Source organism: Devosia limi DSM 17137 (assembly GCF_900128975.1).
Lineage (GTDB): Bacteria > Pseudomonadota > Alphaproteobacteria > Rhizobiales > Devosiaceae > Devosia > Devosia limi.
Window position 1 is genome coordinate 239,598 of sequence record NZ_FQVC01000005.1, and the last position, 20,630, is coordinate 260,227.

Annotated in this window: 16 protein-coding genes and 1 pseudogene; 3 read left to right on the top strand and 14 right to left on the bottom strand. The window is 64.1% G+C overall.

Features of this window, described 5'->3' with window-relative positions; all coding sequences use genetic code 11:
* Nucleotides 1–5 precede the first annotated feature (5 nt).
* From addA to BUA69_RS10385, 9 genes are all read right to left on the bottom strand, one after another.
* Nucleotides 6–3,443 (bottom strand): double-strand break repair helicase AddA, encoded by a 3,438-nt coding sequence (gene addA, locus BUA69_RS10340; protein WP_046137141.1) that lies wholly within the window; start codon nt 3,441–3,443, stop codon nt 6–8.
* Complete coding sequence (addB, locus tag BUA69_RS10345) at nt 3,440–6,448, bottom strand: double-strand break repair protein AddB (RefSeq protein WP_046137140.1); 3,009 nt, start codon at nt 6,446–6,448, stop codon at nt 3,440–3,442. The genes addA and addB overlap by 4 nt, the downstream gene beginning before the upstream one ends.
* Entirely contained in the window at nt 6,445–7,140 is a 696-nt protein-coding gene (locus BUA69_RS10350; protein ID WP_046137302.1) for a nucleotidyltransferase family protein, read from the bottom strand. The genes addB and BUA69_RS10350 overlap by 4 nt, the downstream gene beginning before the upstream one ends.
* Nucleotides 7,141–7,363: 223 nt before the next feature.
* Nucleotides 7,364–9,787: a phenylalanine--tRNA ligase subunit beta gene (gene pheT / locus BUA69_RS10355; protein ID WP_046137139.1), complete on the bottom strand. Its 2,424-nt coding sequence runs from the start codon at nt 9,785–9,787 to the stop codon at nt 7,364–7,366.
* Between the two features lie 11 nt (nt 9,788–9,798).
* Nucleotides 9,799–10,842, bottom strand: coding sequence for an ASCH domain-containing protein (locus BUA69_RS21545; RefSeq protein WP_082093996.1), 1,044 nt, complete (start codon nt 10,840–10,842; stop codon nt 9,799–9,801).
* 3 nt (nt 10,843–10,845) lie between these two features.
* The gene (gene pheS / locus BUA69_RS10370; protein ID WP_046137138.1) at nt 10,846–11,976 is read right to left on the bottom strand and encodes a phenylalanine--tRNA ligase subunit alpha; all 1,131 of its coding nucleotides are present in this window, start codon (nt 11,974–11,976) and stop codon (nt 10,846–10,848) included.
* A 200-nt stretch (nt 11,977–12,176) separates the two neighbouring features.
* Nucleotides 12,177–12,581, bottom strand: a complete 405-nt coding sequence (gene rplT / locus BUA69_RS10375) for a 50S ribosomal protein L20 (RefSeq protein ID WP_046137137.1) — start codon at nt 12,579–12,581, stop codon at nt 12,177–12,179.
* Between the two features lie 23 nt (nt 12,582–12,604).
* A complete protein-coding gene (gene rpmI / locus BUA69_RS10380) occupies nt 12,605–12,805 on the bottom strand; it encodes a 50S ribosomal protein L35 (protein WP_046137136.1) in 201 nt (66 codons plus the stop codon).
* A gap of 138 nt (nt 12,806–12,943) precedes the next feature.
* Nucleotides 12,944–14,623, bottom strand: a complete 1,680-nt coding sequence (locus tag BUA69_RS10385) for an MFS transporter (RefSeq protein ID WP_280174294.1) — start codon at nt 14,621–14,623, stop codon at nt 12,944–12,946.
* On the opposite strand from BUA69_RS10385, the gene BUA69_RS10390 reads away from it, so the two are divergent.
* Nucleotides 14,546–15,088 (top strand): TetR/AcrR family transcriptional regulator, encoded by a 543-nt coding sequence (locus BUA69_RS10390; protein WP_046137134.1) that lies wholly within the window; start codon nt 14,546–14,548, stop codon nt 15,086–15,088. The two genes, BUA69_RS10385 and BUA69_RS10390, sit on opposite strands and share 78 nt — an antisense overlap.
* Here BUA69_RS10390 and BUA69_RS10395 read toward each other — a convergent pair whose 3' ends face one another.
* Nucleotides 15,089–15,940: a glycosyltransferase family 2 protein gene (locus tag BUA69_RS10395; protein ID WP_052950791.1), complete on the bottom strand. Its 852-nt coding sequence runs from the start codon at nt 15,938–15,940 to the stop codon at nt 15,089–15,091.
* Nucleotides 15,941–16,092: 152 nt separating this feature from the next.
* Between BUA69_RS10395 and BUA69_RS10400 the strand changes: the two genes are divergently transcribed.
* Both BUA69_RS10400 and BUA69_RS10405 read left to right on the top strand, forming a co-directional pair.
* On the top strand, nt 16,093–16,512 hold the full coding sequence (locus BUA69_RS10400) for an Hsp20 family protein (RefSeq protein WP_046137133.1): 420 nt from the start codon (nt 16,093–16,095) through the stop codon (nt 16,510–16,512).
* A 15-nt stretch (nt 16,513–16,527) separates the two neighbouring features.
* Nucleotides 16,528–16,815 carry a DUF1150 family protein gene (locus BUA69_RS10405; protein WP_046137132.1) on the top strand — a complete coding sequence of 96 codons (288 nt, stop codon included), beginning with the start codon at nt 16,528–16,530 and terminating at the stop codon, nt 16,813–16,815.
* 66 nt (nt 16,816–16,881) lie between these two features.
* Here the strand turns inward: BUA69_RS10405 and BUA69_RS10410 are convergent, their stop codons facing one another.
* The 4 genes and pseudogenes from BUA69_RS10410 to lptB form a co-directional block, all read right to left on the bottom strand.
* Nucleotides 16,882–17,349 (bottom strand): PTS sugar transporter subunit IIA, encoded by a 468-nt coding sequence (locus BUA69_RS10410; protein WP_046137131.1) that lies wholly within the window; start codon nt 17,347–17,349, stop codon nt 16,882–16,884.
* Nucleotides 17,350–17,397: 48 nt separating this feature from the next.
* Nucleotides 17,398–17,973, bottom strand: a complete 576-nt coding sequence (locus BUA69_RS10415) for a ribosome hibernation promotion factor (RefSeq protein ID WP_046137130.1) — start codon at nt 17,971–17,973, stop codon at nt 17,398–17,400.
* A 260-nt stretch (nt 17,974–18,233) separates the two neighbouring features.
* Entirely contained in the window at nt 18,234–19,748 is a 1,515-nt protein-coding gene (gene rpoN / locus BUA69_RS10420) for an RNA polymerase factor sigma-54 (protein WP_046137129.1), read from the bottom strand.
* Nucleotides 19,749–19,904: 156 nt separating this feature from the next.
* Nucleotides 19,905–20,624 (bottom strand): annotated as a pseudogene (lptB, locus tag BUA69_RS10425) (LPS export ABC transporter ATP-binding protein); the annotation flags it as partial.
* Nucleotides 20,625–20,630 lie beyond the last annotated feature (6 nt).

Consider the following 20,630-nt stretch of genomic DNA (forward strand, 5'->3'; position numbering starts at 1 on the left):
CCAAGTCACCGGATGGTGAAACCGGCAGTCGCCGCGCCCAGCACGTCGGGCGGCAAATTAGTCAACGATTCCAATGATGTCCAGAGAATGGCGGCGCTGACCGTCCTGCCAGGGAAAAGCTGACCTGCAACCAATGCATATAGCCCCAGTTGGGTGAGATAGTTTCCCGGCACGGAATCAGGCCTATCGGGCACGACTGCGTCGGACTTGTAGTCGACCACCATTACCCCGGCCTCGTCAATCACCAGCCGGTCGATGCGCCCTGCTAATCGGATCGGTTGGCCGTCCCGCAGCGCGTCCACGAGGAACGGTATTTCGGGCCGGCTATTGGCCCCGAAGATCGCCGCCAGTTCCGGCCGCGTCAGGATGGAGATGGCCTTGGCACCCAAAGCGTCATGGCGCTCCGGTGTGTCGGGCAGCAGGGCCAGCAGTGCCTTGGGCACGACAGCGGCCCAGAGCGCCGGCTCCACTTTGCCCAGGTGCTGCAGCAGCGCATGCAGCGCAATGCCCTCGCGCCGCGCCGTCTCGGCGTCACCCACCCGTTCGGCCAGGCTGTCGAGCGCTGCCATCGGCGCCACATGGCTGCGCGCCGATGACGGGCTCACCAGGGTGATCGCCTGCGGCTGTGGCAGCGGTGCAAGGCTCAGGGGCAGGGGAGGCGGCGGCGCGGAACCGGAAAACCTGGTCACCGCCGGTGGCGCTACTCGCTCGCGTGGATAAACCAGCGCGATTTCGGTGCCCGCATCATCGCTGACGCTCTCGGCGGCATCGCGCAGCGCCAGTTCGATGGTTTGGTACCAGCTGCCGGCCAGCTGCGTTTCGCGCTTGGTGCCGGGTGTCAGCGGCCCGGTGACATAGAGTTCGTCCTCGGCCCGCGTCATCGCCACATAGAGCTTGCGCCAATATTCCTTGAGCAGGTTGGCTTCGACCCCCTGCTTGATCTGCAAGCTGCCGCCAGCATGCTGGCGGCTACCGGAAGCATGCACCAGCATCGGCGCGTCGCCGCCCACCACATAGACAGGACGGTTGGTCTGGTTGCCCTGCGGCTTGCTGGCAGCATCGGCCAGAATGACGATCGGCGCCTCGAGCCCCTTGGCGCCATGCACGGTCATCACTCTGACGCCGCTGCCGGCTTCCGCCAGCTCGCGCTTGATCGAGACATCGCGCCTGCGCATTTCGGCGACAAAGCCCTGCAGCGATGGCTGTCCGCCCTGCTCATGCGCCAGCGCCAGCTCCAGCAGCTCGGCGAACACGTCATCGACTTCGCTGCCCAGCCGTGCATGGAACCGCCGCAAGCCGCCCTCGGCATAGAGCACCTGGGTCAGGAACTCGAACGGCCGCTCGAAATCCAGCTCGCTCCGCCACCGCGCCAGCCGCCCATAGGCCTCGGTGCCATTGACGCTGGCCGCCATCTGCAGCGCCTGCCACAGCGTCTGTCCCTTGCTGCGCGGCTGCGCCAAGGCCAGCAATTCGGCCTCGTCGATATCAAATAGTGGCGAACGCAGCAGCGCCGCCAGCTGCAGATCGTCCGCCGGATTGAGCAGCACATCGCACAGCGCCAGCAGGTCCATCACCGCAATATGGCCGGTCACCGCCAGCCGGTCGGCGCCCGGCGTCGGCAAGCCCTCAATGCGCAGCGCCCGGATGATTTCCTGGAATGCCGCCCCGCGCGACTGCACGAGGATCAGCACGTCATCGGCGCGGATCGGCCGATTGCGTCCGGTGAGTGGCCGCTTCTTGTCGATCCAGCCACGAATTTCCTTGGCAATCCGCTCTGCCACCTGCCGCGGTGCCCCACGCTCGCCATTGCTTTGTGGCTCGGTTGGCCAGGCATCGGCAGCATTGGCTGAAAACGCCTGCTGTAGCGGCGGCCATAGCGTTACGCTGCCCCCGCTCATGGTACGGGCAGTGTCGTGATGCACCTTCTCGCTTTCCAGCAGCGCATCCTGAATGCCCGGCTGGTCGCTGACCATGTCCACGGCCTGCAGGATTTCGGGCAGGGTGCGGAAACTGGTGCGCAGCGGCAGCGGCTGGAAATTGACCCCCGCTTCCCTTGCGCGCTGCTGGAACAGGCTGCCGGTTTCCCCGAACAGCGACGGCTCCGCCCCCTGGAACGAATAGATCGACTGCTTCTGGTCCCCCACCGCAAACAGCGAGCGCGGCCGCGTCACTGCCCCGGCGCCGGTGAAGAACTCGTCGGCAATGGCCCGCACCACCCGCCATTGCTCGGGATTGGTGTCCTGGCTCTCATCGACCAGAATATGGTCGATAGCCGCATCGAGCTTGTATTGCACCCACGGCCCCAGCGAGCGATCGGCGAACAGATCGCCCAGCCGCTCCACCAGATCATCAAAGTCCAGCAGCGAGCGCCCGCGCTTCTGCCGCTCATAGCGGGCGACAATCGCCGCCACCACGTCGAGCAGCGCCTCGCTGCGTTCCACCAGTTGCGCCTTGCCCATGGCGTCCACAAGGCCCGCGATACGGTCCTGCTCCGCCTCCAGCCGCGCCAGGATATGGGGATAGGCCGCCTGTTGCTTGGCGGTGAGCAGCGAACGCTTGCCCTTGTCCGTAAAAAACGCCGCCCGCAGCTTGGTGGCGTCCAGATGCTCGGGATCAAGCCGCGCCAGCAGGTCGATGAACCGCCGGCTACCGCTGGGGTCGCCGTCGAAAATCTGCACCGCCTCGTGGATATCCAGCGGTTTGAGGAGACTGGCGCCTACCAGCATCCGCGCCAGCTCAGCCGAACTCTCCGTGCCCGCGCCCACCATGCGGCGAAGATTGGCCTTGGCGCCGTCAATATCGGCCAACACCGTCTTGAGCTTGCGTCCGTCGCTCAAGGCGATGTCGATCGCCTCGGTGATCTGGAAATCGCTGAGCATGCCGAACAGCGTCTCGACCGCTGGTGCCACGCCTTCGCCGCGCAGCCCCTGTGCCAGCACCGCCTCACGCGCTGCCAGCACCATGCCGGCCCGCTCGTCTTCCTCGATCACCTTGAAATCGAACGGCACCCCGGCCTCCAGCGGGAACCGGTGCAGCACCGATTCGCAGAAGGCGTGGATGGTGACGATCTTGAGCCCGCCCGGGGTTTCCAGCGCCTTGGCGAACAGTGTCCGGGCCACGCCCATCAGGTCACGGTGAAACGCCGCGCCCTCGATTTCGCGCAGTTCCTTTTCCAGCGCCGCGTCCTCGGCCACCGCCCATTTGGCCAGCTCATCGGCCACGCGGCGGCGCATTTCGGCCGCTGCCGCCTTGGTATAGGTCAGGCAGAGGATCGATTGCGGCGTCACCCCGGTCAGCAACAGCCGCAGCACCCTTCGGGTCAGCACGAAGGTCTTGCCCGAGCCGGCATTGGCCGACACCCAGATCGACCAGCGCGGATCGGCGGCCTTGGCCTGGTTGGCCTTGGTTTCGGGCGAGATATGGGGTTTGCCGCGCTCGCTCAAAACTCGTCCTCTTCCTCGTCGACCGCAGTCCATTCGTCGGTGCGCGCCAGGTGGTCATAGGCCCCGGGAAACCGTTGTCCCTTGACCGGCAGCAGCCGCGCCGGCATCGGCGTGTCCCTGAAGAGGAACAGGTCCACATGCCCCTGCATGCGCCGCCCGATTTCGTCGGCGGCGCTCATGATGTCGTGGCCATCGGCGGGGCTGAACGCCTTGGGATTGAACGCATCCGGCCCCAGCCCGATCTTGATATAGGTCAGCGCCGACGTCTGGGCCGGGGCAATGCCGGGCAGGGCGCCGGCCTCGGCCATTTCTGCTTCCAGCAACATTTGCGGCGCCTCGAACGCCTTCATCGCGCCCGGCGAGGGGAGCGAGCCCGTCTTGAAATCCATGATTTCCAGCGTGCCGTCATTCATCAGGTCGACCCGGTCGGCGCGCCCCTTGAGGGTAAAGCCCATCGACAATTCCCAGCGCCCGTCGATTTCGGCATGGCGCGTCGTCACCAGATGCTCGCGCTCCCGCTCGAAATCGAGGAATTGCCGTGCCGCGGTTTCAAACCGCCGCAGCCAGATATCGCGGCGCTCGCCAATCGAATCGAGCCCGGCAAACTTCTCCTGCGCGATGGCCTTGAGCACCTCGAGCGCGTCCGGCGCCATCACGTCATGCTTGTCGATGACGAATTGCGCGAAGATATCGTGCACGATGGTGCCGCGCTCGCGCGCATCGGGCGTTTCGCCCAGTGGATCGAGCGGCCGCAGCCCCAGCACATGCTTGGCATAGACGTCATAGGGCGAGCGCATCAGCGTCTCGATCTCGGTAACCGAGAGCGTGCGCGGCCGCATCGCTGCCGGTGGATTGGGCGCCGGGCGGCTGGCCGGGGCCGTATCGGTCACCGCGTCGAGCCGCCTGGCCTGCTCCAGCCACACCGCGCCGCGCGCCTGCCAGGCCCGGGCGCTATCGGCCCCGGCAAAGGCTTCCAGCCGCTGCACCAGCCGCGATGGTAAAGCCGGGCTGGTGCCCACCCGGTCGGCATAGGCGATGATCACGGCCTCATTGCCCAGCGCCTGCACAAAGTCATGCGCCGCCAGCCCCTGCCGCTTTTCGGGCGGCTGCATCCCGGCGGCCAAGCGCATGCCCCGACTCAACCACGGGCCGGGATCGGCGGGCTCCGGCCATTTGTCTTCATTGACGGCGGCGAGGATCAGCAGGTCGGGACTTTGCAGCCGCGCCTCCAGCTGGCCCCAGATCGCCACATCGCTGCGCCGCTCTTCGCGCGTGCGCACCTGAAAGCCCTGCATCAGCGCCGCCAGCACACTGTCAAGTTGCAGCGGCGCAAAGGCATGGCCCTCCCCGGCATGGACAGCCATTTGCGCCGCCCAGTCGCCGAGTTCCGCCCGCCCGGGAATCTCGGCGCCATCGGCGACTGCCTCGAAGGCGGCGCGGAGGGCCGCAACGAAGTCGCTGGCGGTGATGCGTGGTTCGGCCAGCAGTGTCGTCAGCGGCCCAATGGCCGTTTCGATCCGTCCCAGCAGCGCCTCGATCGGCTCGGCATCATTGGGAAATAGCCGCCGTGCCGGATGCGTGGTTACCCGCTCGATATTGGCCGCCAGCAGCGTGCGCAGCCCGGCAATACCGGGATTGGCACGCTGTCCGCGCAACAGACCCAGCTCGATCGCGTCGGCTACGCTGCCAATGCTGGCGCGGCTGAGCCCAAATACCGCCGAACGGTTGCGCAGCAGCGCCACCAGGTCGACTGCCGCACAGCCATCCGCCGCCAGCGTCAGGATCTGCCGGGACAGCCGCCCCGCAGCCGATTGAAACAGCGGTGTCCCCGCCGCGTCATCGACCGCCACCTCGAACCGCCTGAGTTCGGCGGCAATCCGCCGGGCCAGGTTGCGGTCGGGGGTGATAATGCCGACGGTCTTGCCCTTTTCCAGCGCATCGCGCGCTGCCAGTGCAATGGCCCGCGCCTCTTCGTCCTCATTGCGCGCCGCAATCACCGAAAGGTCGGTGGTCGCCTCGCCCACTTCCAGTGGCATCAGCCGCTGACTGGCCCACAGCGCCGTATCCTTGGTCAGCGCCAGCGCGCGATTGACCAGATTGGTACGCAGATTGTCACCCGGCGCCAGTTCGGTCACCGATGACACGCCAGCGCCCAGCACGCGCAGCAGCTTGGCCATGCCATATTGCGGGTGCCCATGGGGATTGTTGGCGTCATGCAGCAGCGCCGCGTGGTCGGCCTCGCTCATGCCAGTGTCAAAGCCCGGCAGCACCACGGCGCCGCGCGGCAATTCATTGATGGCTTTCAGCAGCCGCGCCGTCGCCGGGATCGAGCCGGTGGAGCCTGCGGCAATCACCGGGCGGTCGCCATAGATCAGCGGCGCCGCCAGCGCCTGGCGGTCCAGCCGCTGCCCGCGCAGCCCCGCTGCATCGGCGTGGTTCTTGCTGTCGAGATAGGCCGGCCAGAATTGCAGCGCGATATCGAGAAAGGTCAGGGTCTGCTGCCAATAGGCCCCCAGATTATCCTCCAGCAGCGGCACGATGGCGCGGATATCGGCGGCGCCGCGTTCTTCAGTCAGCAGGTCGTCGATCAGCTGGCCCAGCGATTCGGCCATGGAAAGGATTTCGCCGGCGGTCGGCGGGCTCGCAAAGGCCAGCCGTCCATCCGGCGAATCGGCCCAGCCAGCCACCAGCCGCGACAGCACCAGCCGCCGCTCCAGCGCACTGGTGGTCGGCAGCGGCGTCGGCGCATCAAATGGCGGCAGGAATGGCTCTTCGTCCTCCACCTCGCCGCCAAAGGTGCGAATATCGGGCAACAGCCCGGACTGGCGTTTGAGGAACGCCTCGGCCAGGGCCAGCTTGGCGCGCCGCGTCGGCAGCACGATGGTTACATCGCTCAGCCAGAACGGACTGCTGCGATCCCACCCGGCCAAGAGCGAACCATCCAGCACCTTGTCGGCCAGCGTCGCGATGAACGGGGCATGCGGGGCAATGCTGAAAATGCTCATTGCGCCAGAAGCCGTTCGGTTTCGGCCAGCGCCGTCGGGTCGCCCACATGGAACCATGGTGCATTGAGCGCCACGCCCATCAGCGTCTCGCGCTCCAGCGCCGTTTCGAACAGGTCATTGAGTGAAAACGCCCCCTCCGGCGTGCCTTCGAACAGGGCTTTGCCCAGCAGCGCCACGCCGCCGTAAATTACCGGCGCCCCGTAATCGCGCGTCACTCGCCCAAACGGATCGAGACAGAAATCATGGCTGCGTCCAAACCCGGTGGCCCGGCTGGGATGCACGCAGAGCAGCACGATTTCGGCATCACCCTCGGCAAACTTGTCGAGCATCCGCCCCATCGGCCGGTCGCTGCCCGAGGGCCAGAAGGCGTCGGTATTCATCACGAAAAACGGGTCGGCATGCAGCATCGGCAGCGCGTATTTGACCCCGCCGCCAGTCCCCAGCAGCGTTTCCTCGCGCGATAGCTTCAGTCCCCCGGCGAAATGCGCCAGGATCTGCTCGGCCCTGTAATGGGCATTGGCAATGAAACGCTTGGCGCCTTCATTCCGCGCATTGGCCATGATCCGCTCGATCAGCGGCACACCGGCTACCGGCACCAGCGGCTTGGGCAGCGTCCCGGTCAGCGGCCGCAACCGCGTGCCCAGGCCCGCCGCCAGCAACATCACATCAGGGAATCGGGTGGTTTCATTCATGGCCGGATAAGACCGGCGCCGCGCCGCGAAGGCAAGTTCAATTGCCTGCTCAGCGCCTGCGATGCGTTCGAGCGCCGCCCCGCCAGTCGACACCCTCCCCCTTGCGGGGAGGGATCAAGGGTGGGAGGCGTTTGGCACGGATGGCTCTCACCACCCCCTCCCAACCTCCCCCTCGAGGGGGAGGTGCCGTCCGATGCTCGTGGAGCGATTGAGCCCTAAGTGCCTAAGTCCGCAGCACGCCGCCGCTGGCCTTGGTCACGGCCCCGACAATCGCCGCCGAGACCTTGTCGATCTCCTCGTCGGTGAGGGTCTTTTCCATCGGCTGCAGCGTCACTTCGATGGCGACGGACTTCTTGCCCTCGCCCACATGGGCGCCTTCGAAAACGTCGAACACATTGACGTCGCGGATCAGCGCCTTGTCGGCCCCGCGCGCCGCCCGCAGGATGGCCCCGGCCGTCACGGCCTTGTCGACGACAAAGGCAAAATCACGGCTCAGCGGCATCAATGGCGACAGGTCTAGCGCCGGCTTGGTCTTGGTCGCCTTCTTGCGCGGCTCGGGCAACGCATCGAGATCGATCTCGAAGGCAGCAACCGGGCCGGTCAGATCGAGTGCATCGATCCAGGCCGGATGCAGTTCGCCGAACCAGCCCAGCGTCACCTTGGGGCCCAGCGCAATGCGGCCGCCCCGGCCGGGATGGCTCCAGGCCGGCGGCTCGGCCAGCACCTGCACCTTTTCGATATCGATGCCCAGCGCGTCGAGCACTGCGGCCAGATCCGCCTTGGCATCGAATACGCCAACCGCTTCGGCCTTGCCCGACCAGTGCCGGCCCGAGCCATCGAGCCTGGCGGTGCCGCTGCGCACGCCGCTGGCATAGGTATGCTGACCTTCGGGCGCATCGGACAGGAACACCTGGCCCACCTCGAATAGCGCCAGGTCATTGCTGCCGCGATTGCCATTGCGGCGCACGGCCGCGAGCAGGCCGGGCAACAGCGATGGCCGCATATCGGTCATGTCCGAAGCAATGGCATTGGCCAGCTGCAGTGTTTCCTGCCCGCCACCAAAGCGGCTGGCTTCCTCATGGGAAATGAAGCTCCAGGTCACGGCCTCGTCCAGCCCGCGCGCGGCCAGCGCCCGGCGGGCAATGCGGCGGCGATTCTGGATCGTGGTCAGCATGCGCTGCGCCACATGGTTGAGGCGCGGCAGTGGCTCGACCGGGATATTGTCCACGCCCACCATGCGCATGACCTCTTCGACGAGGTCGGCCTTCTGCGTCACGTCCGGGCGCCAGCTCGGCACCTTGACGGTCAGGGTCTCGCCCTTGCCACTCATTTCGAAACCGAGGCGGCTGAGAATTGCGGTGACGATCATCGGCTCGACGCTGAGCCCGGTCAGGCGCCGCACTTCGGCCAGCGGGAATTCGACGACACTATTGGCGAAAACGTCTTCGCCCGAAATCGCCGGCTCCATCGGCTCGCCGCCGCAGAGTTCCATGACCAGCCGCGTTGCCAATTCCAGTCCGGGCTCGGTCAGCGCCGGATCGACATTGCGTTCGAGACGATAGCGGGCATCCGAAACAATGCCCGTCTTGCGGCCGGTGCGGGCCACCAGCTCGGGATCCCAGCTGGCGCATTCCATGAACACATTGACCGTCTCATCGGTCGAACCCGAGCGGAGGCCGCCCATGATGCCACCGAGGCAGAGCGGACCCTGATCGTCGGCGATGACGGTCATGGTCTCGTCGAGCGGATAGACCTTGTTATCAAGCGCATCGAGGGTTTCGCCCGCCCGTGCATTGCGCAGCACCGGCTGGCCAACGATCTTGTCGGCGTCATAGGCATGGAGCGGGCGGCCCCAGCCGAGCGACACCAGATTGGTGATGTCGACAATCGCATTGATCGGCCGCAGCCCCACGGCGCGCAGCCGCTGCTGCAGCCAGGCCGGGGATGGGCCGTTCTTGACGCCCTTGATATAGCGCCCGCCGAACTTGCGGATGGTCTTGGGCTCGTCGCCCGAAAACAGCTGTGGCAGCGGGGCAATCGGGCTGGGCCCCTTGGACGGCACCGGCGACATGTCGGTTGATTTGAGCGTGCCGAGGCCAAACGCCGCCAGGTCGCGGGCGATGCCATAGACGCCTGTCGCATCGCCACGATTGGGGGTGATCGAGATATCGAACACCACGCCATTGATCCCGGCATAGTCGACATATTTCATCCCCACCGGGGTATCTTCCGGCAGCTCGATGATCCCGTCGTGATCCTCGCTGAGCTCCAGCTCGGCATTGGAACACAGCATGCCATTGGAAACCTGGCCGCGGATATTGCCCTTGCCGATGGTCATGTCCTTGCCCGGAATATAGGTGCCGGGGAAGGCGAACACCGATTTGAGCCCGGTCCGCGCATTGGGCGCGCCGCAGACCACGTCGATCAGTTCGCCCGTCCCGGCATCCACCTTGCAGACCCGCAGCTTGTCAGCATTGGGATGCTGCTCGGCCGAAACGATATGGGCCGTGACAAAGGCAGAGAGCGCCTTGCCCTGGTCTTCCATGCTTTCCAGCTCAAGTCCGACCAGGGTCAGCGTCTTGCCGATTTCGTCAGCCGAAGCGTCGGTGTCCAAATGGTCCTGGAGCCAATCGAGGGTGAATTTCATGTTTCTGGCCTTTAACGGAAGTCGCTGGCGGAGCCGGTGATGGCAGGCAACGCACGAGAAAGTTTGAACAATTCGACCAGCACCTGGGCAAAGCCACGGGCATCGTCGATAGCGCGGTGGGTATGGGGAATATGGCCGTAGAACTCGGCCGGCAGCTTGCTCATGCCCCAGTCGAGATAGGGTGCGCCGCGCAGCGTCCCCGCCATCGTATAGAGGCAGACCCCGCCACCGCGGAAAATCTGCCGCGTCTTGAACGGCCCGCCGAGCACGCGCGTGCCGGCATATTCGTCGAGATAATGGTCCATCCACAGCCCGTCGAACATCATCGGCGCTGCTGCAAAGACCTTTGGACCCGGCAGGGCATCGACCCAGTCGGCAAAGCGCGGCATGACGATTTCGGGCGCCTCGGCCCCCTTGGTCGCATAGTCCCAGGCCTCGGGCTGGCTCGCCCACCAGGCCATGGTCGTCGCATCGGGCTTGCGGTCGGCCCGTGGCGTCAGCACAGCCTCGAACTCGCCATAGCTCTTGCCATCGGCATCGATGGCGACCGAGGCAAAGCTCAGCATCGAGGAATGCAGCGGCGTCGGCCCATCGGCCTCGATATCGGTGACCACAAAGATCGGGCTGGCCACCCGGTTATAAACCGCCCGTCCCGCCGGCAGCACTTCGACCAGGCGGAACCGCTCGCAGACCAGCTCCATGTCGGGCGAATAGCCGCCATTGCGCTCGAAATAGGCCTCGTGCTCAGCGCGCCACTTGGCATAGGGCCCTTCGCCCTCCGCCTCGGCAAACGCCACATCGACATCCTCGAAGCGCCTGGTTTCCAGCGACAGCGTCTCGATCGCCGCCGCCGGCTCGCCGGCGCCATTGAGCACCACGTCGCGCCGCCCGACCACCGGCATGGCTTCCTTGCCCGCCTGATAATCGCGCAGCGCCCCGCAGGTCGCGGTCTTCTTGCCTGCCAGCACCAGCGCCAGCAATTCATCCGCCAGCTCCGGCGAGTCGCCGAAACTGAACTGGTTGGCATTGGCATATTGGGGCGGGAGCTTGCTCATGCCTTAGCTCGAAAGCCCCCCGAACAGCGTCGGCAGGTCGAGCGGGCGGAAGCCGTAATGGTCGAGCCAGCGCTGGTCGGCGTCGAAGAATGCCCGCAGGTCCGGCATGCCATATTTCAGCATGGCGATGCGGTCGATCCCCATGCCCCAGGCAAAGCCCTGATACACGTCGGGGTCCAGCCCGGCATTGCGGATGACATTGGGATGCACCATGCCGCAGCCCAGGATTTCCAGCCAGTCATTGCCTTCGCCGATTTTGACTTCCGAACCCGAACGGTCGCATTGCACGTCGACTTCCATCGACGGCTCGGTGAACGGGAAGAAGCTTGGGCGGAAGCGCAGGGTGACGTTGGGCACCTCGAAATAGGCCTTGAGGAATTCCTCCAGCACCCAGCGAAGCTGGCCGATATGGCTGGACTTGTCGATCACCAGCCCTTCGACCTGATGGAACATTGGGGTGTGGGTCTGGTCGCTGTCATTGCGATAGGTGCGGCCGGGCATGACCACGCGGATCGGCGGATCCATGCGCGGGGTAATGTAGCTGGCGGCCGGCTTTTCATTGCCGCGCTGCATGACGCGCATCTGCACCGGCGAGGTGTGGGTGCGCAGCAGTTTTTTGACCCCGTCCGGGCCCGGCTTCATGAAGAAGGTGTCGTGCATTTCCCGGGCCGGATGGCCTTCGGGGAAATTCAGCGCAGTGAAGTTGAAATAGTCGGTCTCGATATCGGGCCCTTCGGCGATCGAGAAGCCCATATCCGAAAAGATCGCGGTGATCTCGTCAATGGTCTGGCTGATCGGGTGGACACGGCCGCGCGCCGTTGGCGCCGGTTGCAGTGGCAGGGTGATGTCGACGGTCTCGGCGGCCAGCCGCGCGTCGAGCGCCTTGGCCTTGAGCACGGTGCTGGCCGCTTCGATCAGCCCGGCAATTTCGCTCTTGAGCCCGTTGATCGCGGGGCCGGCGCTCTTGCGCTCTTCCGGCGCCATGCTGCCCAGCGAGGCCAGCAGTGCCGAAACGCTGCCCTTCTTGCCCAGGGCGGCGACGCGCACGGCGTCCAGCCCGGCTTCATCGGCAGCGGCGGCAATGGCGGCCGAGAGCTCGGCGCGAAGGGTGGAGATCTGCTGTTCGAGCGACATCGAAAAACTCTCTAGTGACGGCATCCTGCACTTGCCCAGGGGCGAGGGCGTGGCAGGGCCGGTGTGACCGACCTCCTGGTTCGACAGGCTCACCATGAGGTCTCAGGAAAACGCTGGTGCTATAGACCAAAACAAAACGCCCTGCGCCAGCCCCAAGGGGCGGCGCAAGGCGTCAATTTTGACCTCAGCGGAGCTGAAGATTAGGCAGCGGTCACGCGGCTGTGGGTGGTAGCTTCCACACCTTCCAGATACGCGAGAGCGGCCTTGGCCTTTTCGACCAGAACGCCGAACGCTTCGGGCTGGGTGATCGCGAGATCGGACAGCACCTTGCGGTCAACGGCAATCTCAGCCTTGCTGAGGCCGTCGATAAATCGGCCATAGGTCAGTCCGTAATCACGCACGGCGGCGTTGATACGCTGGATCCACAGGGCACGGAAGTTGCGCTTCTTGACGCGACGATCGCGATACGCGTACTGGCCGGCCTTTTCGACGGCCTGCTTGGCGATACGGATCGTAGACTTGCGACGGCCATAATAGCCCTCGGCAGCCTTCAAAACTTTTTTGTGACGGGCGTGGTTGGTTACGCCTCTTTTAACGCGTGACATATGTCAGGTTCCTTTCAGCGCACTTAGCGGTTGTACGGCATGTACCACTTGACCAGGCCTTCATCACCCTTTTGCAGGATCTTGGTCCCGCGATTGGTGCGAATGTACTTGGCGTTGTGGTTGATCAAACGGTGGCGCTTGCCGGCGACACCAGCTTTGACTCGACCGGTCGCAGTGAAACTGAAACGCTTTTTCGCGCCAGATTTCGTCTTCATCTTGGGCATTTAGCGGGTCCTTGGTGTTCTAGATGGGCTTGTTAGGGCCTATCGCTTTCAAAGACCGCCACGGCATGCCTGTTGGCCGGGCGGTCCGGAGAAGTGGCGTCTATAGGGGGAAAGCGGGGCCATGGCAAGCCCCGCCGGTCAGTGTTGGGGCGCAATTGCCCCTTCGGGTTCACGATAATGGCGCAGGGCCACCAGAACCACCACCGACAGCACCGCAATCAGGCTCGCCGCCGTCAGTAGCACCGTGCCATGGGCGCCCGAAAACGCCACGCGCGCGGCCGCTTCCAGCGCGGCGCCCTCGGCACCGCCCAATTGGCTGGCGGCCAGCATGGTCTCGCCGATGGAATCGCCCGCTCCCGCCGGCACGGCGAGGCCAGGCGGCAGCAACATCCCAGCGCTGTAGCTGGCGGTTAGTAACACACCAAAGAAGGTGATCCCCAGGCCCGCACCCAGCTCGTAGCCGGTGGCCTCGAGTGATCCCGCGGCGCCCGCCTTTTCCAGGGGCGCGGCGCCCATAATGGCGATCGAGGACGCGGTCAGCCCGATGCTGAGCGAAAAGCCCAGGGCAACCATCAGGGCGACGACACCAAAGCCGGGATCGTGGAAGTCGGCCAGGCCCAGTCCGCCGAGGCTTGCTGCCGCAACGACCAGCGACATGACTGCCACGGTGCGCAGGCCCAGGGCATTGGTAAGATACCCCGCCAGCGGTCCGCCCAGCGCCGAGGCGATGACCAGCGGCATCATGAACAGGCCCGCCTCGAGCGGCGATTTGCCGACGACGAACTGCAATTCCTGCGCGATGGTGAGCTCGACCCCGGCCAGCGAGCCCGAGACGACCAGCGCGATCACCATGCCCATGCTGATCGCCGGCCGCGCAAACAGGCTGAGATCGAGCATGGGCGAGGCCGAGCGCAATTGCAGGCGGGCGAAATAGGCGAGCAGGCCGAGGCCGGCCACCAGAGTGGTGCCGGTGACCACCAGCGAGCTGCCGCTCTTGAAGCCGGATTTGACGGCATAGACGGTCGCGATCAGTCCGGCGATGAGGATCAGCGCCTGCCCGATAGTCCAGTTGCCGCCGCCGGCCGGCGCACGGCGCGGCACGGTGAAATAGACCAGCGGCCAGACCGCCAGCATGATCGGTACGTTGACGAGGAAGACCGAGCCCCACCAGAAATGTTCCAGCAGGATGCCACCGGCCAAGGGGCCTAGCGCCGCGCCGGCCGAACCAATGGTGCCCCATAGGCCCAGTGCAATCGCGCGCTCGCGGCTATCCTCGAAAGTCTGGCGAATGGTCGCCAGAATCGACGGCATCACCATCGAGGCACCCAGCGCCAGGACGACGCGGGCTCCGATCAGCATGGCTGCGCTGGTGGAGAAAGCCGCGGCGACCGACGCGAGGAGGAAAATGACGAGGCCGGTCAGCAGCATGCGGCGGTGGCCAACCTTGTCAGCTAGGGTGCCCATGGGCACCAGCAGGCCCGCCATCATCAGCGGGTAGATATCGATGATCCACAAGATCTCCGTGCCCGTGGCGCCAAGCGCCAGCGTCAGTGAGGGCACAGCGATGTGCAGGATCGTCATGTCGACCACGATGGGCATAAAGGCCATCATGACAGCGAGCAGGACCAGCCAGCGGTTGCGGGGGGATGACATCAAAGACCTCTTGCGTCTGTTACTACGCTCTTGCGTTAAAGGAGGGTGGGATATATATCCGTCCGGACGGTTTGAAAAGGGGTAGATATGGGCCGGCGTCAGACAATTGATCGCGGAGACCTGCTGGATGCTGCCGAACGGGTGGTGCTGCGCGAAGGCGCCAATGGCCTGACCATGGACGCCGTGGCCAAGGAAGCCGGGGTCAGCAAGGGCGGGGTGCTCTATGCCTTTGCCACCAAGGACGCGCTGATCGACGCTATGATGCGCCGGGTCACATCTTCGTATGATGCCGTGATCGAGCAATTCCTGGCCACGGCCGAGGCTGGCCCCAATGTGCACTTCCTGGCCCATGTCGTGGCCAGCAGCCAGGAGGATGAGGCCACTCATGCCCGCGCCATCGCCTTGATGGCCAGTTTTGTGCGCTCACCCAACTTCCAGCAGGAAACCCGCGCCTATTACCAGTCGCTGTTCGAGCGACTGGATCTGGCGGGAGAGCCTGGCCGCAAGGCGCGCCTGGCGCTACTGGCGACCGAGGGGGCCTTCGTGCTGCGCGGCTTCGGATTCTATCAGTTCAACGATGTGGAATGGCGCGCCATCCATGAAGACATCATCGCCATCCTGCTCAGCTGATCAGCGGCCGGCCGCTGCCAGCATCGGCTCCAGATGGTCCTCGAACAGCAGGCCCGGCTGTGCTGCCAGCGCCGCTTCATAGAGCGCCTCGGCCTTGAGCGAAATGTCGAGAAACGCCGCTACCCCCTCGCTCCCCGCCGCGTCGGCCAGCGGGTAATAGCCGGACCGCAGCCTTTCCAGGATCGTGGTCTTGGAGGCGATCATCCCGGCCGCCACCTTGGGGCCATTGCTCATCGAGGACGCCCGTTTGACGTAATCGTGCAGCGGCGCGCCAAGATGCATCGACGTCGGCGCCGTCCGGTAGAGCTGCAGCAGGAATTCCAAGTCGGTCATATTGCTCATGGTGACGTCATAGCGTCCATCGGCCCGGCGCCGGTCCCAGACGATCATCGAATCCATCGAGAGATTGACCCATTTGTGCGTCCCGGGCGTCAGCACGCGGTCCGGGCCTTCTGCCACGTAGCGCAAATGGGCAAATTGCTCGTCCATCACATCCAGTGCCGTGCTGACAATAGCGTGCTCGTCCAGCGCCGCCAGCGCCAGTTCCAGCTTTAGCGGCTTCAGCCGGTCATCGGCATCCAGGATGGCCGCATAATCGGTGTCGAGCTGCTCCAGCGCCACATTGCGGGCATTCGAGGCGCCGCCGCCGATCTTGCCGCTCGACAATTGCTTGATGCGTGGATCGGTAATCCCCATCTCGGCTAGCACGGCCAGATAATCGGCGCCATCGTCGGAGATCAGCACCAGCTGCCAATGCGGATAGGTCTGCGCCAATACGCTGCGGACGGTGGTGCCGATGGTCGCCTCGGCCTTCCAGGCGGGCATGATCACCGCAAAAGTCTTGTCTATCATCGTTCATTACCCGTTCGGATCGACGGCAGGAGCGCGCCAGAAACATGCCGGACTTGAACAGGCCGGTCCCTTGTCCCATATCTTTGTCGGGCGCCGGATGCCACTCCAATAGGGTCCTGCCCAGCCGTTGCTTGCTACCAAGGACGCTGTTGATGTCGCGTATTTCTGTGTTCTCCGCCCCGTTTCTATTGGGCTTCGATGCGTTTGAAGAACGTGTTGATCGGCTGACCAAATCGGCCGACGGCTATCCGCCCTATAATATCGAACGCTCGCTAAGTGCCGATGGCACCGAGCGCTTCCTCGTCTCCATCGCTGTTGCCGGGTTCTCCATTAACGAACTCGAAGTTGTTGCAGAGGACAATCAGGTCGTCGTGCGCGGCAAACAGAAAGAAGAGCCGGGTCGGGAATTCCTGCATCGCGGCATTGCCGCCCGACAGTTCCAGCGCGCTTTCCTGCTTGCGGAAGGAATGATCGTCAAAGATGCAACTTTAAGCCATGGAATGCTCGTTGTTGCTCTAGAGCGCCCCCAAGCGCCCAAGATCGCCCGCACCATAGAAATTCGCTCAGTTTGAGGAAAGGGCCGACAAATGTACGAAAAACGCAATGAACAGGCCGATACCGGAGTTCCCATCCATCCCCTGAAATCCTTGACGCGCGAACAGTTTGCCGCGCTTGGTGGCGATGCTGTGGCCTATGTCCGGCCCGTTATCGGTTTTCTGCTCGCCGCCATTATCGAAGATGCGGACTTCGAGCCCAACGAGATTTACCAGTTGGTCATGTCCGCTGACGGCACCCCGCTCCTGGTCACCGATACGGCCGAATCGGTCAATGATTGGCTGAGCGACAAGAATCTGGGCGTAGCGACGCTGCACTGAGCCGTGTCGAACCGGGCCCGATAAAAAACCCTCGGGCGTGCCCGAGGGTTTTCGTTTTGAGCGCGGTCAGGCCGCGTAATTGGTCGCGATAGGTGCGGTCAGCACAGCCCGCAGGCGCAAGGGATCATCCAGACGCCGCAGGTCGTCCACCACCGCCTCGGTCCGCAATAGCCGCGCCACGCGCGACAATGCCTTGAGATGGTCCGCCCCGGCGCCAGCCGGTGCCAGCAGCATCATCACGATATCGACCGGCAGGTCGTCGACCGAATCAAATTCGATCGGCTGGTCGAGCCGCGCAAACACTGCATACACATGCCCAAGCCCGGCAATCTTGCCATGCGGAATGGCAATGCCATTGCCCAGGCCCGTCGAGCCAAGCTCTTCGCGGTTGGAGATAGCTTCGAGGATTTCGGCGCTTTCGCGCCCCGTCACTTCTGCGGCCCTCTCGGCAAGTTCTTCAAACAACTGGCGTTTTGTCTTCACGCCCGTGCAAGTAAGCACAGCGCGCTCAGCCAGGATATCGGCCAATTCCATTAATAAGCCCTAGGATCTTGTTCGCTTAGAATGTAGCAGCGGGGTCGTTCAATTTGCCCCGAGAGCTGGATCGATCCAGCCAATATTGCCGTCGGAGCGGCGATAAACCACATTGAGGCCTCCATGTCCAGCATGGCGGAATACCACCACTCCGGACTGGGCAAGATCAAGCTCCATTACCGCTTCTCCAACGCTCATTGAGCGCAGGTTCTTCGTGGTCTCGGCAATCACCGGAGGTGCGTAATCCTCATCGACTTCGTCAAAATCGTCGGCTGAGCCGAGCACGGTGTATTGGGCCAGCGTGTCCTCACCGCTGCCGTTGGGCCCCTTGCGATGCGACTTCAGCTTGCGGTTATAGCGCCGCAGGCGCTTTTCGATATTGAGGGCCATCACTTCATAGGCCGAGGTGGCATCGCCGCCCGCCGCGCTGGCCTGCAGGGTGGCGCCGCTGTCCAGGTGGACCACGCAATCGGCCCGAAAGCCGATCCCGTCCGGGGTCAGGGTGAGGTGTCCGTCATAGCCGCCATCGAAATACTTCCCGACTACGGTGCTGAAGTGATCCTGTGCCTTGCTGCGCAGGGCATCACCCACATCCATATTCTTGCCGGAGATACGTAAGGTCATGGCTCCCTCTCTTTCGTTATCGTCGTTGCCGACGTTTTGCTTGCCCGAAAGTCGGTTCCCGCCTTCGGGATCACGTTGCGCCAGCTACCATTGAGATATGGAGGCCGCACGCCGTCAATGCTAGACCTGCTTCCGGTTCAGGGGCAATGCGCAACTCCCCGCCCGGGTTCGATTCATAAGGTGACTTTGCCATAGAACGGCCTTAGCCTTCCCATCCGCGCTGGTTGCGACATCCTGCCAAGCTCCCGCGCTGGCGCGACTCACACGGTATTCTCCAGGTTTTTCTTCTGTCGCCGGCGGATCACCGAGGAGGGGATGTTCATGCCCTCCCGATACTTGGCCACCGTGCGCCGCGCCACATCGATACCCTGCTCCCGCTTCAGCACCGCAGCAATGGTGTCATCGGAAAGCACGTCGCTGGCGGCCTCGGCGTCGATAAGCTGTCGGATGCGGTGGCGAACCGCTTCAGCAGAATGTTCCACCCCACCATCGCTGGACGCGATGGCCGTGGTGAAAAAATACTTCATCTCAAACAGGCCACGCGGCGTTGAAATGTACTTATTGGTCGTGACCCGACTCACCGTGGACTCGTGCATCTCAATGGTTTCGGCCACCATTTTGAGCGTCATTGGGCGCAGGTGGGCAATGCCGTGGGTCAGAAAGCCATCCTGCTGGCGCACGATCTCCGCTGCTACTTTGATGATGGTCTGGGCCCGCTGATCGAGGCTCTTGGTCAGCCAGTTGGCAGTGGCGAGGCAATCGCTGAGGAAGGATTTGTCGACACTGCCGCGTGCCTTCTTGGTTACGGTGGCATAATAGACCCGGTTGACGAGCACGCGCGGCAATACTTCGGTGTTGAGCTCGATTTGCCAGGCGCCATCGGGGCCCGGTCGCACGAACACATCGGGCACCACCGCCTCGACCGGCCCCGCATCGAAGGCGCGGCCGGGCTTGGGGTCGAGTTGGCGAATCTCGGCCAGCATATCGGCGATATCTTCGCGATCGCAGCCAACGATCTTCATCAGCGCCGCGATATTGTGCTCGGCCAGCAGTTCCAGGTTGTCGAGCAGCGCCAGCATCATCGGGTCGAGCCGGTCGCGCTCGCGCAGTTGCAGTGCCAGGCATTCCGCCACCGAGCGGGCGAAAACGCCCACCGGATCACAGCCCTGCACTGCTTCCAGAACCGCCTCGACATCGCCGATTTCGGCGCCCAGCAGATCGGCAATGGTCTGCAATTCGACCGCGAGATAGCCGGCCTCATTGAGATTGTCGATCAGGTGCCGGGCAATCATGCGGTCGGCCGGGACGCGCAGGATCATATTGGTCTGGGCTTCCAGATGGTCGCTCAACCGCGGCCGCGCAGCCACGAACTGGTCGATATCGGGGGCTTCGCCGCTCTCGCTGGCGCCATTGCGATCCAGCCGGCTGGTCGGGTTCAACTGGTCCTGGGCACCCTGGTCGGGAAACACATTGTCGACCGCCGTGTCATAGCCATCGGCGATCGAATCGGCGTCCTGGATGCGCTCGCCGCGATCCACAGTGTCCTCATAGGCGCTGATTTCGGTCGAGCGTTCGATCTGCTCGGGCGGCTCGCCGTCGCTATTTTCGGTGCCGCCGTCCTCGCGCTCCAGCAATGGATTGCGCAGCAATTCGGCATCGACGAATTCATTGAGCTCGAGATGACTCAACTGCAGCAGCCGGATCGACTGCATCAGTTGCGGCGTCAGCGTCAGGCTTTGCGCCTGCCGAAATTCCAGACGCGGCGAAAGTGCCATCCAAACAGTCCCTTGCAGCCAAATCGGGCCGATAATGGCCGTTTCCCGCGCGGACCATGCCGCATTTCGGAGCGCTGGGCAAGTTTCGTGCCAAGGTCGGCGTGAACAGCAATTGCGTTAGCGGGACCTGCCGGTTTGGCTGGTCAAATGGGCGTGCTAAAGCGCGAAGCTTTCCCCGAGATAGACCCGGCGTGCATCCGGGTCGGCGCTGATGGTTTCGGGGCGACCCTGGATCATCACCTTGCCGCCATGGATGACATAGGCGCGATCGACCAGCCCCAGCGTTTCGCGCACCGCATGGTCGGTGATCAGCACGCCGATGCCGCGCCTGGTCAGTTGCTTGACCAACCCCTTGACCTCGTTGACGGCGATGGGGTCGACGCCGGCAAACGGCTCATCCAGCAGCATGAACACCGGATCCGCCGCCAGGGCGCGGGCGATCTCGACGCGCCGGCGTTCGCCCCCCGACAGCGCCAGCGCGTTGGATTTGGCCAGATGGGCGATGGAGAATTCCTCGAGCAGCGATTCCAGTCGTGCCTTGCGTTCGGCCTTGCCCTTCACGTGGTTTTCCAGCACCGCCATGATGTTGCCGGTGACGGTCAGGCCACGAAAGATCGAGGGTTCCTGCGGCAGATAGCCCATGCCCAGCCGCCCGCGCTGAAACAGCGGCAGATGGGTGATGGCATTGCCATCGAGCCGGATGTCCCCGCCATCGGGTTTGACCAACCCCATGATCATGGTGAAAACCGTGGTCTTGCCGGCGCCGTTGGGACCAAGCAGGCCAACGGCCTCGCCACGCCGCACCGCAATCGAGACGTCACGCACCACGACGCGGCGACCAAAGCTCTTGGCGAGGCTATGGGCGACCAACCAACCGGTTTG

Coding starts and splice junctions, on each gene's coding strand:
- addB (WP_046137140.1), bottom strand. CDS start 6,448: ATGAGCATTTTCAGCATTGCCCCGCATGCCCCGTTCATCGCGACGCTG.
- rpmI (WP_046137136.1), bottom strand. CDS start 12,805: ATGCCCAAGATGAAGACGAAATCTGGCGCGAAAAAGCGTTTCAGTTTC.
- BUA69_RS10350 (WP_046137302.1), bottom strand. CDS start 7,140: ATGAATGAAACCACCCGATTCCCTGATGTGATGTTGCTGGCGGCGGGC.
- pheT (WP_046137139.1), bottom strand. CDS start 9,787: ATGAAATTCACCCTCGATTGGCTCCAGGACCATTTGGACACCGACGCT.
- BUA69_RS10410 (WP_046137131.1), bottom strand. CDS start 17,349: ATGGAATTGGCCGATATCCTGGCTGAGCGCGCTGTGCTTACTTGCACG.
- pheS (WP_046137138.1), bottom strand. CDS start 11,976: ATGTCGCTCGAACAGCAGATCTCCACCCTTCGCGCCGAGCTCTCGGCC.
- rpoN (WP_046137129.1), bottom strand. CDS start 19,748: ATGGCACTTTCGCCGCGTCTGGAATTTCGGCAGGCGCAAAGCCTGACG.
- BUA69_RS10400 (WP_046137133.1), top strand. CDS start 16,093: ATGTCGCGTATTTCTGTGTTCTCCGCCCCGTTTCTATTGGGCTTCGAT.
- BUA69_RS21545 (WP_082093996.1), bottom strand. CDS start 10,842: ATGAGCAAGCTCCCGCCCCAATATGCCAATGCCAACCAGTTCAGTTTC.
- rplT (WP_046137137.1), bottom strand. CDS start 12,581: ATGTCACGCGTTAAAAGAGGCGTAACCAACCACGCCCGTCACAAAAAA.
- BUA69_RS10390 (WP_046137134.1), top strand. CDS start 14,546: ATGGGCCGGCGTCAGACAATTGATCGCGGAGACCTGCTGGATGCTGCC.
- BUA69_RS10415 (WP_046137130.1), bottom strand. CDS start 17,973: ATGACCTTACGTATCTCCGGCAAGAATATGGATGTGGGTGATGCCCTG.
- BUA69_RS10395 (WP_052950791.1), bottom strand. CDS start 15,940: ATGATAGACAAGACTTTTGCGGTGATCATGCCCGCCTGGAAGGCCGAG.
- BUA69_RS10405 (WP_046137132.1), top strand. CDS start 16,528: ATGTACGAAAAACGCAATGAACAGGCCGATACCGGAGTTCCCATCCAT.